The organism is Streptomyces sp. NPDC045846 (assembly GCF_056431605.1).
Window position 1 is genome coordinate 13,301 of sequence record NZ_JBWKKJ010000009.1, and the last position, 15,525, is coordinate 28,825.

At 69.2% G+C, this 15,525-nt stretch carries 17 protein-coding genes; all 17 read left to right on the top strand.

Features of this window, described 5'->3' with window-relative positions; translation table 11 throughout:
* Positions 1–50: 50 nt before the first annotated feature.
* Positions 51–278, top strand: a complete 228-nt coding sequence (gene rpmE, locus AC07F3_RS24950) for a 50S ribosomal protein L31 (RefSeq protein WP_114038165.1) — start codon at positions 51–53, stop codon at positions 276–278.
* A gap of 102 nt (positions 279–380) precedes the next feature.
* A complete protein-coding gene (gene prfA, locus AC07F3_RS24955; RefSeq protein ID WP_450893908.1) occupies positions 381–1,460 on the top strand; it encodes a peptide chain release factor 1 in 1,080 nt (359 codons plus the stop codon).
* A 33-nt stretch (positions 1,461–1,493) separates the two neighbouring features.
* Positions 1,494–2,375: a peptide chain release factor N(5)-glutamine methyltransferase gene (gene prmC / locus AC07F3_RS24960; protein WP_114038167.1), complete on the top strand. Its 882-nt coding sequence runs from the start codon at positions 1,494–1,496 to the stop codon at positions 2,373–2,375.
* 46 nt (positions 2,376–2,421) lie between these two features.
* On the top strand, positions 2,422–3,069 hold the full coding sequence (locus tag AC07F3_RS24965) for an L-threonylcarbamoyladenylate synthase (RefSeq protein WP_479116671.1): 648 nt from the start codon (positions 2,422–2,424) through the stop codon (positions 3,067–3,069).
* Positions 3,066–3,716, top strand: coding sequence for an arsenate reductase/protein-tyrosine-phosphatase family protein (locus AC07F3_RS24970; RefSeq protein ID WP_479116672.1), 651 nt, complete (start codon positions 3,066–3,068; stop codon positions 3,714–3,716). The genes AC07F3_RS24965 and AC07F3_RS24970 overlap by 4 nt, the downstream gene beginning before the upstream one ends.
* Before the next feature lie 65 nt (positions 3,717–3,781).
* The gene (locus AC07F3_RS24975; RefSeq protein ID WP_479116673.1) at positions 3,782–5,020 is read left to right on the top strand and encodes a serine hydroxymethyltransferase; all 1,239 of its coding nucleotides are present in this window, start codon (positions 3,782–3,784) and stop codon (positions 5,018–5,020) included.
* Between the two features lie 170 nt (positions 5,021–5,190).
* Entirely contained in the window at positions 5,191–6,534 is a 1,344-nt protein-coding gene (locus tag AC07F3_RS24980) for an MraY family glycosyltransferase (RefSeq protein WP_479117020.1), read from the top strand.
* A 264-nt stretch (positions 6,535–6,798) separates the two neighbouring features.
* Entirely contained in the window at positions 6,799–7,236 is a 438-nt protein-coding gene (locus tag AC07F3_RS24985) for a Cg1360 family ATP-synthase-associated protein (protein WP_344376727.1), read from the top strand.
* A gap of 225 nt (positions 7,237–7,461) precedes the next feature.
* On the top strand, positions 7,462–8,286 hold the full coding sequence (gene atpB, locus AC07F3_RS24990; protein WP_388438453.1) for a F0F1 ATP synthase subunit A: 825 nt from the start codon (positions 7,462–7,464) through the stop codon (positions 8,284–8,286).
* A gap of 76 nt (positions 8,287–8,362) precedes the next feature.
* Complete coding sequence (gene atpE / locus AC07F3_RS24995) at positions 8,363–8,596, top strand: ATP synthase F0 subunit C (protein WP_053726990.1); 234 nt, start codon at positions 8,363–8,365, stop codon at positions 8,594–8,596.
* A gap of 51 nt (positions 8,597–8,647) precedes the next feature.
* Positions 8,648–9,184, top strand: a complete 537-nt coding sequence (locus tag AC07F3_RS25000) for a F0F1 ATP synthase subunit B (RefSeq protein WP_063802014.1) — start codon at positions 8,648–8,650, stop codon at positions 9,182–9,184.
* Complete coding sequence (locus AC07F3_RS25005; RefSeq protein WP_479116674.1) at positions 9,181–9,996, top strand: F0F1 ATP synthase subunit delta; 816 nt, start codon at positions 9,181–9,183, stop codon at positions 9,994–9,996. Before AC07F3_RS25000 ends, AC07F3_RS25005 begins: the two co-directional genes overlap by 4 nt.
* A 139-nt stretch (positions 9,997–10,135) precedes the next feature.
* Positions 10,136–11,728, top strand: a complete 1,593-nt coding sequence (atpA, locus tag AC07F3_RS25010; RefSeq protein WP_350232672.1) for a F0F1 ATP synthase subunit alpha — start codon at positions 10,136–10,138, stop codon at positions 11,726–11,728.
* A gap of 23 nt (positions 11,729–11,751) precedes the next feature.
* Positions 11,752–12,669 (top strand): F0F1 ATP synthase subunit gamma, encoded by a 918-nt coding sequence (locus AC07F3_RS25015; protein ID WP_469839861.1) that lies wholly within the window; start codon positions 11,752–11,754, stop codon positions 12,667–12,669.
* A complete protein-coding gene (atpD, locus tag AC07F3_RS25020; protein WP_114038177.1) occupies positions 12,669–14,111 on the top strand; it encodes a F0F1 ATP synthase subunit beta in 1,443 nt (480 codons plus the stop codon). The genes AC07F3_RS25015 and atpD overlap by 1 nt, the downstream gene beginning before the upstream one ends.
* Positions 14,112–14,232: 121 nt before the next feature.
* Positions 14,233–14,607 carry a F0F1 ATP synthase subunit epsilon gene (locus AC07F3_RS25025; protein WP_053726996.1) on the top strand — a complete coding sequence of 125 codons (375 nt, stop codon included), beginning with the start codon at positions 14,233–14,235 and terminating at the stop codon, positions 14,605–14,607.
* A gap of 126 nt (positions 14,608–14,733) precedes the next feature.
* Positions 14,734–15,180 carry a DUF2550 domain-containing protein gene (locus AC07F3_RS25030; RefSeq protein WP_114038179.1) on the top strand — a complete coding sequence of 149 codons (447 nt, stop codon included), beginning with the start codon at positions 14,734–14,736 and terminating at the stop codon, positions 15,178–15,180.
* The last annotated feature ends 345 nt before the right edge of the window (positions 15,181–15,525 follow it).

The following is a 15,525-nucleotide window of genomic DNA, read 5'->3' on the forward strand; positions in this document are numbered from 1 at the left end:
TGCGCAATCCGCGCCTGCGACCCGGCGCCCTCCCGAACCTAGGAGACACCTTGAAGCGCGACATCCACCCCGAGTACGTCGAGACCCAGGTCAGCTGCACCTGTGGCGCGGCTTTCACCACCCGCAGCACGATCGAGGGCGGTTCCATCCGCGCCGAAATCTGCTCCGAGTGCCACCCGTTCTACACGGGCAAGCAGAAGATCATGGACACCGGCGGCCGTGTGGCCCGCTTCGAGGCCCGCTTCGGCAAGGCCGCTGCCGGCTCCGCCCAGAAGTAGCGAGCCAACTGCGCCGGTCCGCGGCGCCTCCTTCCCGGGGGCGCTGCGACCGGCGCTTTGCCGTCCAGCCCTACTTCTTCGTTTGAACCCCAGGAGCCACCGATGTTCGAAGCGGTCGAGGACCTGATCGGCGAGCACGCCGATCTCGAGACGAAGCTCGCCGACCCTTCGGTCCACGCCGATCAGGCCAACGCGCGCAAGCTGAACAAGCGCTACGCCGAGCTGACGCCGATCGTCGGGACCTACCGCGCCTGGAAGCAGACGGGTGAGGACATCGAGACGGCCCGCGAGCTCGCGGCCGACGACCCGGACTTCGCCGCCGAGGTCAAGGACCTGACCGCGCAGCGCGAGGAGCTCACCGAGAAGCTCCGCCTGCTCCTGGTCCCGCGCGACCCGAGCGACGACAAGGACGTGCTCCTGGAGATCAAGGCGGGCGCGGGCGGCGACGAGTCGGCCCTGTTCGCCGGCGACCTCCTGCGCATGTACCTGCGCTACGCCGAGCGGGTCGGCTGGAAGACCGAGATCATCGACTCCACCGAGTCCGACCAGGGCGGCTACAAGGACGTCCAGGTCGCCGTGAAGACCAAGGGCGGCAACGGCGCGACCGAGCCCGGCCAGGGAGTCTGGGCGCGCCTGAAGTACGAGGGCGGCGTGCACCGCGTGCAGCGCGTGCCGGCCACCGAGTCGCAGGGCCGCATCCACACCTCCGCCGCCGGCGTGCTCGTCACGCCCGAGGCCGAGGAGGTCGACGTCGAGATCAACATGAACGACCTCCGCATCGACGTGTACCGCTCCTCGGGCCCCGGCGGCCAGTCCGTCAACACGACCGACTCCGCCGTGCGCATCACGCACATCCCGACCGGCGTGGTCGCCTCCTGCCAGAACGAGAAGAGCCAGCTCCAGAACAAGGAGCAGGCCATGCGCATCCTGCGCTCGCGGCTGCTCGCGGCCGCCCAGGAGGCCGCCGAGCAGGAGGCCGCCGACGCCCGCCGCAGCCAGGTGCGCACCGTCGACCGCTCCGAGAAGATCCGGACGTACAACTTCCCGGAAAACCGCATCTCGGACCACCGGGTCGGCTTCAAGGCGTACAACTTGGACCAGGTCCTCGACGGCGACCTGGACGCGATGATCCAGGCCTGCGTCGACGCGGACTCCGCGGCCAAGCTCGCGGCCGCCCAGTAATTCCCACCCCCGTACGACTGCCGGAGGACCAGCGTGCAGCAAAACTCTGGGGGGCGACCCCCAGGCCCCCGAAGCGTGCTGCTTGCCGAGGTGGCCCAGGCCACCCAGCGGCTGGCCGACGCCGGCGTGCCCTCTCCGCGCTTCGACGCGGAGGAGCTCGCCGCGCACATCCACGGCGTCAAGCGGGGAGAGCTGCACCACGTCAAGGACGCCGACTTCGACGCGCGCTACTGGGAGGCCATCGCCCGCCGCGAGGCCCGCGAGCCGCTCCAGCACATCACCGGCCGCGCCTTCTTCCGCTACCTCGAACTCCAGGTGGGGCCGGGCGTGTTCGTGCCCCGTCCGGAGACCGAGTCCGTGGTCGGGTGGGCCATAGACGCCGTGCGCGCGATGGACGTCGTCGAGCCGCTGATCGTGGACCTGTGCACCGGCTCGGGCGCCATCGCGCTCGCCATGGCGCAGGAGGTGCCGCGCTCGCGCGTGCATGCCGTGGAGCTGTCCGAGGACGCCCTGGAGTGGACGCGGAAGAACGTCGAGGGGTCCCGCGTCGTTCTCCACCAGGGCGACGCGCTCACCGCGCTGCCCGAGCTCGACGGTCAGGTCGACCTGGTCATCTCCAACCCGCCGTACATCCCGCTCACCGAGTGGGAGTACGTCGCCCCCGAGGCCCGCGACCACGATCCCGAGCTGGCGCTGTTCTCCGGTGAGGACGGGCTCGACACCATCCGGGGCATCGAGCGCACCGCGCACCGCCTCCTGCGGCCCGGCGGGCTCGTCGTCATCGAGCACGCCGACACCCAGGGCGGCCAGGTGCCGTGGATCTTCAACGAGGAGGCCGGCTGGGCGGACGCGGCCGACCACCCCGACCTGAACAACCGCCCCCGCTTCGCCACGGCCCGCAAGGCCACACCGTGACCCGCCGCATCACCCAGACCGTGTACGTGTACGAGGAGGCCCGCTGATGGCTCGGCGATACGACTGCAACGACGCCACCGACCGCACCACCGGTCTGCGCGAAGCCGCCTCCGCCGTACGCCGCGGCGAGCTCGTCGTGCTGCCGACGGACACCGTGTACGGCATCGGCGCGGACGCCTTCAGCTCGCAGGCCGTCACCGACCTGCTCGACGCCAAGGGCCGCGGCCGCAACATGCCCACGCCCGTGCTCATCGGCTCGCCGAACACCCTGCACGGCCTGGTCACCGACTTCACCGAGCAGGCCTGGGAGCTCGTCGACGCGTTCTGGCCGGGCGCCCTGACCCTGGTCGCGCGCCACCAGCCGTCGCTCCAGTGGGACCTCGGCGACACCCGGGGCACCGTCGCGATCCGGATGCCGCTGCACCCGGTCGCCATCGAGCTGCTCACCGAGGTCGGCCCGATGGCCGTCTCCTCCGCCAACCTCACCGGCCACCCCTCGCCCGAGGACTGCGACGCCGCGCAGGGGATGCTGGGCGACTCCGTCTCGGTGTACCTGGACGGCGGCCCCACCCCGGGCATCATTCCGTCGTCGATCGTCGACGTCACCGGAAAGGTCCCGGTGCTGCTGCGCGCGGGCGCCCTCGACGCGGACGAGCTGCGCAAGGTGGTACCCGACCTCGAGGTGGCCAATTGACCGCCCCTGAGGGGCGTGGCATAGGCACGGTTCACCCTGCGGGGAACTCGTTCCGCATCCTCCACGTCAGCACCGGCAACGTCTGCCGCTCGCCGATCACCGAGCGGCTGACCCGCCATGCCCTGAGCCACCGGCTCGGGGACCCGTTCACGGGCGGCCTCATCGTGGAGAGCGCCGGCACCTGGGGGCACGAGGGCGCCCCGATGGAGGCCAACGCCGCCGCCGTCCTCGCCGACTTCGGCGCTGACGCCACCGGCTTCACCGGGCGCGAGCTGCTCGACGAGCACGTCATCACCGCCGACCTGGTGCTGACCGCCACCCGCGACCACCGCGCCCAGGTCATCTCGATGGGCCACTCGGCGGGCCTGCGCACCTTCACCCTGAAGGAGTTCACCCGCCTCGTACGGGCCATAGACCCCGCCACGCTGCCCGATCCGCTCCAGGAGGGCATGGTGGAGCGGGCGAGGGCCCTGGTGCGGGCCGCGGCCGCGCTGCGCGGCTGGCTGCTCGCCCCGAGCGCTGAGGCGGACGAGGTCAACGACCCCTACGGCGCCCCGATCACGTTCTTCCGCTCCATCGGCGACGAGATCAACCAGGCCCTGGACCCGGTCGTCACCGCCCTGACCGGCGTGCCCACCCACCACTGAAGCACCCCGCCGCCGCCCGGCCCGCACGCCGGGCGCGCGGGGCGGTCGGGACCTACGCTGGGTGCATGTCCGTCACCTCCGCAGTTGGCACCGAACTCGCGGGGCTCGACGCCGTCAGGCGGCAGGACCCCGAAATGGCCGACGTGCTGCTCGGTGAGGCCGAGCGGCAGGCCTCCTCGCTGCAGCTGATCGCCGCCGAGAACTTCACCTCGCCCGCCGTGCGCGCCGCCCTGGGCTCCCAGCTCGGCAACAAGTACGCCGAGGGATATCCGGGCGCCCGCCACCACGGCGGCTGCGAGGTCGTCGACGTGGCCGAGCGCATCGCCGTCGACCGCGCCAAGGCCCTGTTCGGGGCCGCCCACGCCAACGTACAGACGCATTCGGGTACTTCGGCGATCCTGGCGGCCTACGCGGCGCTCCTGAAGCCGGGAGACACCGTTCTGGCGATGGGGCTCCCGTTCGGCGGACACCTCACGCACGGCTCGCCCGCCAACTTCTCGGGGCGGTGGTTCGACTTCGTCGGGTACGGCGTCGAGCCGGGCACCGGGCTCATCGACTACGGCGAGGTGTGGGACCTGGCGGTCGAGCACCGGCCCAAGGCGATCGTGTGCGGATCGATCGCCTACCCGCGCCATCCGGACTACCAGGCCTTCCGGGAGATCGCCGACGACGTGGGCGCCTACCTCATCGCGGACGCCGCCCACCCCATGGGACTGATCGCCGGGGGAGCGGCGCCGAGCCCGGTGCCGTACGCCGACGTCGTGTGCGCCACCACCCACAAGGTGCTGCGCGGGCCGCGCGGCGGGCTGATCCTGTGCGGCAGCGAGCTGGCGGCCCGCATCGACCGCGCGGTCTTCCCCTTCACGCAGGGCGGCGCCCAGATGCACACGATCGCCGCCAAGGCGGTCGCCTTCGGCGAGGCGTCCACTCCGGGCTTCACGGCGTACGCCCATCAGGTGGTCGCCAACGCGCGCACCCTCGCCGAGGGGCTGCTGGCCGAGGGGTTCGGAGTGGTCACCGGCGGCACGGACACCCATCTGGTGCTCGCCGACCCGGCGACGTTCGGCGTCGACGGCCGCACCGCGCGCGGCCGGCTGGCGGGCGCCGGGCTCGTCCTGGACAGTTGCGCCCTGCCGCACGCGGACGCCCGCGGCATCCGGCTCGGCACCGCCGCCGTCACCACCCAGGGGATGGGAGAGGCGGAAATGGCCAGAATCGCGGTGCTGTTCGCGATGGCGATGCGAGAGGATCCCCAGGCGCGGGCGGGGGTACGGGAACTGGCGGAAAGGTTTCCCCCTCCGTAAGAGGGTCCTGATCCGGTGGTCCGGGGCCTTCTCACAGAGTTCGCATACCGGAAGAATGCGGCGCTTATCCCCGCCTCACGGGGGTGTCTGCAACCATCTGCCGGATCCGGATGTCCTCAACCACATGCGCGCGAAGCTAGGGTGTGGGGCTGAGATGGCCAGCGATACCTCTGGGGCAGCCCGTGCGTGAATACCTGCTGACGCTCTGCGTCACGGCCGCGGTGACCTATCTGCTCACCGGGCCGGTGCGGAAGTTCGCCATCGCCGTCGGTGCGATGCCGGAGATCCGCGCGCGTGACGTGCACCGGGAACCGACGCCGAGGCTCGGCGGCATCGCCATGTTCGGCGGCCTGTGCGCGGGACTGCTCGTCGCCGACCACCTCGACGGCCTCAACGCCGTCTTCAGCCAGTCCAACGAACCGCGCGCCCTGCTGTCCGGCGCCGCACTGATCTGGCTGATCGGCGTCCTGGACGACAAGTTCGAGATCGACGCGCTGATCAAGCTCGGCGGCCAGATGATCGCCGCGGGCGTCATGGTCATGCAGGGTCTGACGATCCTGTGGCTGCCCATCCCCGGCATCGGCTCGGTCTCGCTGACCTCCTGGCAGGGCACCCTGCTCACGGTCGCGCTCGTCGTGATCACCATCAACGCGGTGAACTTCGTGGACGGCCTCGACGGCCTGGCCGCCGGCATGGTGTGCATCGCCTCGGCGGCGTTCTTCATGTACGCCTACCGGCTCTGGTACGGCTACGGGATCGAGGCGGCCGCCCCCGCCACCCTGTTCGCCGCCATCCTCATGGGCATGTGCGTGGGCTTCCTGCCGCACAACATGCACCCGGCCCGGATCTTCATGGGGGACTCGGGCTCGATGCTGATCGGCCTGGTGCTCGCGGCCGGCGCGATCTCCATCACGGGCCAGGTGGACCCCGACGCGATGAAGCTCAACTTCGGCGGCACCCGCGATGCCACCCACGCGATGCTGCCGGTCTTCATCCCGCTGCTCATGCCGCTGTCGATCATCGCGATCCCGATGGCCGACCTGGTGCTCGCCATCGTCCGCAGGACCTGGAACGGGCAGTCGCCGTTCGCCGCGGACCGGGGGCACCTGCACCACCGGCTCCTGGAGATCGGGCACTCGCACAGCCGGGCGGTGCTGATCATGTACTTCTGGTCGGCGCTCATCGCCTTCGGCGCGGTCGCCTACTCGGTGCACTCGGCGTCGATGTGGATCGTGCTGCTGATCGTCGCGCTGAGCGCGGTCGGGCTCGTCCTGCTGCTGCTCCCGCGGTTCGCGCCGCGCACCCCGCAGTGGGCCGAGCGGTTCGTGCCGCCGCGCTACCGGCACGCGCGGGGCGAGCCGGAGGCGGTGCACTCGCTCGCGCCGGCCGCGGAGGACGAGGTGCGCGGCGAGCGCACTCCTGTGGTCGCCGGGGTCTCCGGCGTCAACGGGGCGACCGCGATCGGCCCCCGTTCGCGTTTCCCCGACCGACGGAAGACCGGTGCGTCACGCTGACGAATTGCCGCGTCGACGCCCAATACCAGACATCTCGCCGCCCGTTGCGCACAAACGCGCAGGACCACTCTCAAGTGTGACGGGCGGCACACTTCCATGGTAAAGACCTCATCAAATAGTTTGTGATACGGTTCACGAGACCCGGCGCCAGAGCCGAAGGACCGTAGTGCGACGGTCCGTTGGCCCGAGGGACCAACTCGGCCCGGGCTTACGCTCGTCCATGACGACACCACTTTGCCCCCACCAGCAAGCGGAGCTGCCGCCATGCCGTCCAACGACGCACGCACTCTTCTCCAGACCGCCCTACCCACCGCTGCCGCGGGCGCTGTTGCCGCCGTGGTCAGCGGCGTGGTCGCGGGCGGCAAGGGAGCGGTGGGCGCCATCGTCGCGACGCTGGTCGTGATCCTCTTCATGGGCATCGGACTCGTCGTCCTGGAACGCACTGCCAAATCGCTTCCGCATCTGTTCCAGGCCATGGGGCTGATGCTGTACACCGCGCAGTTGCTCCTGCTGTTCATCTTCGTCGCGGTCTTCAAGAACACGACGCTGTTCAACCCCAAGTGCTTCGCCGCGACCCTCGTCGCGCTGACCCTCGTGTGGATCGGCGCGCAGGCGCGTGCGCACATGAAGGCGAAGATCCTTTACGTCGAACCGGATACCGCTGAGGGCAACAAGCCCGAAAAGACGGGGCCGTCGTCGTGAACGGTAGGGCCGGAATAAATGCGAGTTCAGGACCCTGCTATCGTCCGGTGCCAACTGCGGCACTGCGGGCGCGGGCATCTGAGCTGACGCCTGCTCAATCGCGAGGCTTGATGCCCGACCGCCGCCCCATCATCCGTAACACCAGTCCAGTGCCGAACCGCGGCTTCGCGCCGCGCCGACACAACGAGGTTGCCGTACCTATGCGCCACGCTGAAGGAGCCCGCGGTGAGTGCTGACCCGACGCAGGTGCTCGCCTTCGATCCGAGCTGCCACATCTTCCAGTCGAACGGCTGTGGCTTCGAGGGTCCCGGCCTGCACTCGTTCCTCTTCGAGCCGCTCTGGGGCGACACCAACGGCCTGTACTTCAACAAGCCGATGCTGCTGGCCCTGCTGGGCTCGCTCATCATCGTCGGCTTCTTCTGGGCGGCCTTCCGCAAGCCGAAGCTTGTTCCCGGCAAGCTCCAGATGGTCGCCGAGGCCGGCTACGACTTCGTACGCCGCGGCATCGTCTACGAGACGATCGGCAAGAAGGAGGGCGAGAAGTGGGTCCCCCTCATGGTCTCGATCTTCTTCTTCGTCTGGATGATGAACCTCTGGTCGATCGTCCCCGTCGCCCAGTTCCCGGTGACGTCGATCATCGCGTACCCCGCGGTGCTCGCCCTGGTCGTCTACGTGATCTGGATGACGCTCACGTTCAAGCGTCATGGCTTCGTCGGCGGCTTCAAGAACCTGACCGGCTATGACAAGACCCTGGGCGGCGTGCTGCCGCTGGTCATGGTCATCGAGTTCTTCTCGAACGTGCTGGTCCGCCCCTTCACGCACGCGGTGCGACTCTTCGCGAACATGTTCGCCGGTCACACCCTGCTGCTGCTGTTCACGATCGCCAGCTGGTACATGCTCAACGGCATCGGCATCGCGTACTCCGGCGTCTCCTTCGTGATGGTCGTCGTGATGACCGCGTTCGAGCTCTTCATCCAGGCCGTCCAGGCGTACGTGTTCGTGCTGCTGGCCTGCGTCTTCATCCAGGGCGCCGTCGCCGAGCACCACTGACCGTCCGCCCCCTCCATACCCCCAGTCGTCCGGTGGCCAACCCCCACCGGTCCGTGAAAGAGAAGGAAGAACTGGCATGTCCCAGATCCTCGCTGCCTCCGATGGCGTCACCGGCTCGCTCAGCTCCATCGGTTACGGCCTCGCCGCGATCGGCCCCGGCGTCGGCGTCGGCATCATCTTCGGTAACGGCACGCAGGCTCTCGCCCGTCAGCCCGAAGCGGCCGGCCTGATCCGCGCCAACCAGATCCTCGGTTTCGCGTTCTGTGAGGCGCTGGCCCTGATCGGCCTCGTCATGCCGTTCGTCTACTAAGACGAACCACGACAAGACCGACCGACGAAAGGCACTGATGTGAACCTCACCATGGTTCAGCTGGCGGCCGAGGGCAAGGAAAACCCCCTCGTTCCGCCGTGGCCTGAGCTCGTCATCGGCCTCATCGCCTTCGTCATCGTCTTCGGCTTCCTCGCCAAGAAGCTCCTCCCGAACATCAACAAGGTTCTGGACGAGCGCCGCGAGGCCATCGAAGGCGGGATGGAGAAGGCCGAGGCCGCTCAGACCGAGGCCCAGAGCGTCCTTGAGCAGTACAAGGCGCAGCTCGCCGAGGCCCGCCACGAGGCTGCGCGACTGCGCCAGGAGGCGACCGAGCAGGGCACCGCGCTCATCCAGGAGATGAGGGCGGAAGGCCAGCGGCAGCGTGAGGAGATCATCGCTGCCGGCCACGCTCAGATCGAGGCCGACCGCAAGGCCGCCGCGCACTCGCTCCGTCAGGACGTGGGCAAGCTGGCGACCGACCTGGCCGGCAAGCTGGTCGGCGAGTCCCTCGAGGACCACGCCCGCCAGAGCCGCACCATCGACCGTTTCCTCGGCGAGCTCGAGGAGAAGGCCGAGGCCGTCCGATGAACGGCGCGAGCCGCGAGGCACTGGCCGCCGCACGCGAGCGTCTCGACGCGCTGATGGACAACACGTCCGTCGACGCGGCGAAGCTCGGCGACGAGCTGGCCGCCGTCACCACGCTGCTCGACCGCGAGGTCTCGCTGCGTCGGGTCCTGACCGACCCGGCGCAGGCCGGCGAGGCCAGGGCCGAGCTGGCCGCGCGCCTGTTCGGCGGCCAGGTGGGCGGCGAGACCGCCGACCTGGTGGGCGGCATGGTCCGCTCCCGCTGGTCGCAGTCGCGTGACCTGGTGGACTCGCTCGAGGAACTGGCGAGCACCGCCGACCTCACCGCCGCGCAGCAGTCGGGCGCGCTGGACGACGTCGAGGACGAGCTGTTCCGGTTCGGCCGCATCGTCACCTCCAGCACCGAGCTGCGCGCCGCGCTCACCAGCCGCACCGCCACGGTCGCGGCCAAGGCCGAGCTGCTGCGCAGCCTGCTCGGCGGCAGGGCGAACCCGGTCACCGAGCGTCTGGTCGGCCGTCTTGTGACCCGGCCGCGTGGACGTAGCCTGGAAGCGGGACTCGAGTCCCTCTCCAAGCTGGCCGCGCACCGCCGGGACCGGATGGTCGCCGTCGTCACCTCGGCGGTCCCGCTGACCGACCTCCAGAAGTCGCGCCTCGGTGCGGCCCTGGCGAAGATCTACGGCCGCCAGATGCACCTGAACCTCGACGTGGACCCCGAAGTCCTCGGCGGGATCTCGGTGCGAGTCGGCGACGAGGTCATCGAAGGCACCATCGCGGACCGTCTCGAAGAGGCGAACCGGCGGCTGGCGCGCTGACCGAGCGGTCGGCACAGCAACTGAATTAGCAACACCAGCGGCCCGGTTGGGCCGTGCAGAAATTGCAGAAGATTCCTGGGGGTCGGCCCCCAGACCCCCTTAGAAACTTCGGGCCCAACAAGGAGAGCAGGGAACCCAGATGGCGGAGCTCACGATCCGGCCGGAGGAGATCCGGGACGCGCTGGAGACCTTTGTCCAGTCGTACCAGCCGGACGCGGCCTCGCGCGAGGAGGTCGGTACGGTCAGCGTTGCCGGCGACGGCATCGCGAAGGTCGAGGGTCTTCCCTCGGCCATGGCGAACGAGCTGCTGCGGTTCGAGGACGGAACCCTTGGTCTCGCCCTCAACCTCGAGGAGCGCGAGATCGGTGCGATCGTCCTCGGCGAGTTCAGCGGAATCGAAGAGGGCCAGCCGGTGCAGCGCACCGGTGAGGTGCTCTCGGTCGGCGTAGGCGAGGGCTACCTCGGCCGCGTCGTCGACCCGCTCGGCAACCCGATCGACGGCCTCGGCGAGATCGAGACCGACGGCCGCCGCGCCCTGGAGCTGCAGGCTCCGGGCGTCATGGTCCGCAAGTCGGTGCACGAGCCGATGGCGACCGGTTACAAGGCCGTCGACGCGATGGTGCCGATCGGCCGTGGCCAGCGTCAGCTGATCATTGGTGACCGTCAGACCGGCAAGACCGCTCTGGCCGTCGACACGATCATCAACCAGCGCGACAACTGGCGCTCGGGCGACCCGAAGAAGCAGGTCCGCTGCATCTACGTCGCCATCGGCCAGAAGGGCTCGACCATCGCCTCCGTGCGTGGCGCCCTGGAAGAGGCCGGCGCGCTGGAGTACACGACGATCGTCGCCGCGCCCGCGTCCGACCCGGCCGGCTTCAAGTACCTCGCCCCGTACACCGGTTCGGCCATCGGCCAGCACTGGATGTACGACGGCAAGCACGTCCTCATCATCTTCGACGACCTGTCGAAGCAGGCCGACGCCTACCGCGCCGTGTCGCTGCTGCTGCGCCGTCCGCCGGGCCGCGAGGCCTACCCGGGCGACGTCTTCTACCTGCACTCGCGTCTGCTCGAGCGCTGCGCGAAGCTGTCGGACGACATGGGCGCCGGTTCGATGACGGGTCTGCCGATCGTCGAGACCAAGGCGAACGACGTGTCGGCGTTCATCCCGACCAACGTCATCTCCATCACCGACGGCCAGTGCTTCCTGGAGTCGGACCTGTTCAACGCCGGTCAGCGCCCCGCGCTGAACGTCGGTATCTCCGTCTCCCGAGTCGGTGGTTCCGCGCAGCACAAGGCCATGCGCCAGGTGTCCGGCCGACTGCGTGTCGACCTCGCCCAGTACCGCGAGCTGGAGGCGTTCGCCGCCTTCGGTTCCGACCTGGACGCCGCATCCAAGGCCTCCCTGGAGCGCGGCAAGCGCATGGTCGAGCTGCTGAAGCAGCCGCAGTACTCGCCGTTCCCGGTCGAGGAGCAGGTCGTCTCCATCTGGGCCGGCACCACCGGCAAGATGGACGACGTCCCGGTCGAGGACATCCGCCGCTTCGAGGCCGAGCTGCTGGAGTACCTGCGCCGCGAGCGCAAGGAGCTCCTCACCTCGATCGCCGAGGGCGCGAAGATGTCGGACGACACGCTGCAGTCCGTGGCCGACGCCATCGCCGGCTTCAAGCGGCAGTTCGAGACCTCGGACGGCAAGCTCCTGGGCGACGACGTGCCGGTCAGCACCAGCAAGTGACGACGACGGAAGGGACCTGACTCATGGGAGCTCAGCTCCGGGTCTACAAGCGTCGCATCCGATCCGTCACCGCGACCAAGAAGATCACCAAGGCGATGGAGATGATCGCCGCCTCGCGCATCGTCAAGGCGCAGCGCCAGGTGGCGGCCTCCACGCCGTACGCGACCGAGCTCACCCGTGCGGTGACCGCGGTGGCGACCGGCTCCACCACCAAGCACCCGCTCACCACCGAGGCCGAGGCCCCGACCCGCGCCGCGGTCCTGCTCATCACGAGCGACCGCGGTCTGGCCGGCGGCTACTCCTCCAACGCCATCAAGGCCGCGGAGCGGCTCTCGGAGCGGCTGCGCGGCGAGGGCAAGGAGGTCGACACGTACATCGTCGGCCGCAAGGGTGTCGCCTACTACGGCTTCCGTGAGCGCAAGGTCTCGGATTCGTGGACGGGCTTCACCGACAGCCCCACGTACGCGGACGCCAAGCAGGTGGCCGCGCCGCTGATCGAGGCCATCCAGACGGAGACGGCCGAGGGCGGTGCGGACGAACTGCACATCGTCTTCACGGAGTTCGTGTCGATGATGACGCAGACGCCGGTCGACGACCGGATGCTGCCGCTGTCGCTCGAGAAGGCTCAGGAAGAGACGGGCGCGAAGGACCAGATCCTTCCGCTCTTCGACTTCGAGCCGTCGGCGGAGGACGTCCTCGACGCCCTGCTGCCGCGCTACGTCGAAAGCCGCATCTACAACGCGCTGCTTCAGTCGGCCGCTTCCGAGCACGCCGCCCGTCGCCGCGCGATGAAGTCGGCCACCGACAACGCCGGAGAGCTCATCAAGAGCCTCTCCCGGCTTGCCAACGCGGCCCGCCAGGCCGAAATCACCCAGGAAATCAGCGAGATCGTCGGTGGCTCCAGTGCGCTGGCCGACGCGACCGCGGGGAGTGACAAGTAATGACGACCACTGTTGAGACGGCCGTTGCCACGGGCCGCGTCGCCCGGGTCATCGGCCCGGTCGTCGACGTGGAGTTCCCCGTCGACGCGATGCCGGACATCTACAACGCGCTGCACGTCCAGGTGGCCGACCCGGCCGAGGACGGCAAGCTCAAGACGCTGACGCTCGAAGTCGCCCAGCACCTGGGTGACGGCATCGTCCGCGCGATCTCGATGCAGCCCACCGACGGTCTGGTCCGCCAGGCCCCGGTGACCGACACGGGCGACGGCATCACGGTGCCGGTCGGCGACTTCACCAAGGGCAAGGTGTTCAACACCCTCGGCGAGGTGCTGAACAAGCCCGAGGAGAACGCCAACATCGGCGAGCGCTGGGCGATCCACCGCAAGGCCCCGAACTTCGACCAGCTCGAGTCCAAGACCGAGATGTTCGAGACCGGCGTCAAGGTCATCGACCTTCTCACCCCGTACGTCAAGGGTGGAAAGATCGGCCTGTTCGGTGGTGCCGGTGTCGGCAAGACCGTCCTCATCCAGGAAATGATCTACCGCGTGGCCAACAACCACGACGGTGTGTCGGTGTTCGCCGGTGTCGGTGAGCGCACCCGTGAGGGCAACGACCTCATCGAGGAGATGCAGGACTCGGGCGTCATCGACAAGACCGCCCTGGTCTTCGGTCAGATGGACGAGCCGCCGGGCACGCGTCTGCGCGTCGCCCTGGCCGGTCTGACGATGGCGGAGTACTTCCGTGACGTCCAGAAGCAGGACGTCCTCTTCTTCATCGACAACATCTTCCGGTACACCCAGGCGGGTTCCGAGGTGTCGACCCTGCTCGGCCGCATGCCCTCCGCGGTGGGCTACCAGCCGAACCTGGCCGACGAGATGGGTCTCCTCCAGGAGCGCATCACCTCGACCCGTGGTCACTCGATCACCTCGATGCAGGCGATCTACGTCCCCGCGGACGACCTGACCGACCCGGCCCCGGCCACCACCTTCGCCCACCTCGACGCGACGACGGTTCTCTCCCGTCCGATCTCCGAGAAGGGCATCTACCCGGCCGTGGACCCGCTGGACTCCACGTCCCGGATCCTGGACCCGCGCTACATCGCGCAGGAGCACTACGACGCCGCCATGCGCGTCAAGACGATCCTGCAGAAGTACAAGGACCTCCAGGACATCATCGCCATCCTCGGCATCGACGAGCTCGGCGAAGAGGACAAGCTGGTCGTGCACCGCGCCCGCCGCGTGGAGCGCTTCCTGTCGCAGAACACGCACGTCGCCAAGCAGTTCACCGGCGTCGACGGTTCGGACGTTCCGCTGGACGAGTCGATCACGGCGTTCAACCAGATCTGCGACGGCGAGTACGACCACTTCCCCGAGCAGGCGTTCTTCATGTGCGGTGGCCTGGAGGACCTCAAGGCCAACGCCAAGGAGCTGGGCGTCTCCTGACGCGCCCGACCGCGCGGAGGGGTGGGTGCGTCCCGCCCCTCCGCGTAGCGCCACTTGAGAACTGACTAGAATTGTCCCAACACCCGGCCGAACCGCCGGGTGGTGACCCGAGGAGCCAACCATGGCTACTGAGCTGCACGTCGAGCTCGTCGCCGCGGACCGCAGTGTCTGGTCCGGCGAGGCCACCCTGGTCGTCGCGCGCACCACGTCCGGCGACATCGGCGTCATGCCCGGTCACCAGCCGCTCCTTGGTGTGCTGGAGTCGGGCCCGGTGATGATCCGTACGAGCGAGGGCGGCACCGTCGTCGCGGCGGTGCACGGTGGATTCATCTCCTTCGCCGACAACAAGCTGTCGCTGCTGGCGGAGATCGCCGAGCTGGCGGACGAGATCGACGTCCAGCGTGCCGAGCGCGCGCTGGAGAGCGCGAAGTCCGAGTCGGACGCCGCCGCCGAGCGGCGCGCCGATGTACGACTGCGTGCGGTGGCGGTGCGCTAGCACCCCGCCGGAGTTTTCCCTCAGCCGCGGCTCGGTCCGGAACTTCCCGGAGCCGGTCGCGGCTGAGGCGATGCAGGCAGATTTTTCCGTTGCTGGATTACTGGTTGAGCGAGGAGGTCGGTGTAGATGACTCTCGCTCTGCTTGTGTGTGGCCTGGTCGTCGCGCTGGTACTGGTGGGACTCTTCGTCTTCGGTCTGCGCCGGCGGCTGATCCAGCGCTCGGGCGGGACCTTCGACTGCAGTCTGCGCTGGGGCCTTCCGGAGACGCCGGACACCAGCGGCAAGGGCTGGGTGTACGGGGTGGCCCGCTACAACGGCGACCGGATCGAGTGGTTCCGCGTCTTCTCGTACGCGCCCCGGCCGCGGCGGGTGCTCGAGCGGTCCGCCATCGACGTGGTGTCCCGCCGCCTCCCCGAGGGCGAGGAGGAGCTGGCGCTGCTCTCCGACGCGATCATTCTGGGGTGTACGCATCGGGGTACGCGGCTTGAGCTGGCGATGTCCGAGGATGCGCTGACGGGGTTCCTGGCGTGGCTGGAGGCGGCCCCGCCGGGCCAACGCGTGAACGTGGCGTAGCCGGTTCTTCTCCCCCCACCCCGCCCCTCCCCGAGACCCTCCGGGGGTGTGGTTGGCTGACGGACACTCCTGGGGCTCCGCCCCAGACCCCATTCGCGCCTGAAGGGCGCTCGTCCTCAATCTCCCCCAAGGCCTTAAGGGCCAGGGGGGACCCCCATGACGAGCTGAAGATGCCTGGCCCCCCTGGAGGAGCGCGAGAAACCGCGAGAGCGGCCACCGACGGTCCGCGGCCGAAGGCGAATGCGCGAGTCCAGCGCATGAGTGCGTGCTGCGAGCGGCGCCCCTGGGAGGGGCACGGGGAACTGCGCGACGAGCCACCTGCGGTCCGCGGCCGAAGGTGGATGC

Coding starts and splice junctions, on each gene's coding strand:
- atpA (WP_350232672.1), top strand. CDS start 10,136: ATGGCGGAGCTCACGATCCGGCCGGAGGAGATCCGGGACGCGCTGGAG.
- AC07F3_RS25025 (WP_053726996.1), top strand. CDS start 14,233: ATGGCTACTGAGCTGCACGTCGAGCTCGTCGCCGCGGACCGCAGTGTC.
- AC07F3_RS25015 (WP_469839861.1), top strand. CDS start 11,752: ATGGGAGCTCAGCTCCGGGTCTACAAGCGTCGCATCCGATCCGTCACC.
- prfA (WP_450893908.1), top strand. CDS start 381: ATGTTCGAAGCGGTCGAGGACCTGATCGGCGAGCACGCCGATCTCGAG.
- AC07F3_RS25000 (WP_063802014.1), top strand. CDS start 8,648: ATGGTTCAGCTGGCGGCCGAGGGCAAGGAAAACCCCCTCGTTCCGCCG.
- AC07F3_RS25005 (WP_479116674.1), top strand. CDS start 9,181: ATGAACGGCGCGAGCCGCGAGGCACTGGCCGCCGCACGCGAGCGTCTC.
- AC07F3_RS24975 (WP_479116673.1), top strand. CDS start 3,782: ATGTCCGTCACCTCCGCAGTTGGCACCGAACTCGCGGGGCTCGACGCC.
- atpE (WP_053726990.1), top strand. CDS start 8,363: ATGTCCCAGATCCTCGCTGCCTCCGATGGCGTCACCGGCTCGCTCAGC.
- AC07F3_RS25030 (WP_114038179.1), top strand. CDS start 14,734: ATGACTCTCGCTCTGCTTGTGTGTGGCCTGGTCGTCGCGCTGGTACTG.
- AC07F3_RS24965 (WP_479116671.1), top strand. CDS start 2,422: ATGGCTCGGCGATACGACTGCAACGACGCCACCGACCGCACCACCGGT.
- AC07F3_RS24985 (WP_344376727.1), top strand. CDS start 6,799: ATGCCGTCCAACGACGCACGCACTCTTCTCCAGACCGCCCTACCCACC.
- atpD (WP_114038177.1), top strand. CDS start 12,669: ATGACGACCACTGTTGAGACGGCCGTTGCCACGGGCCGCGTCGCCCGG.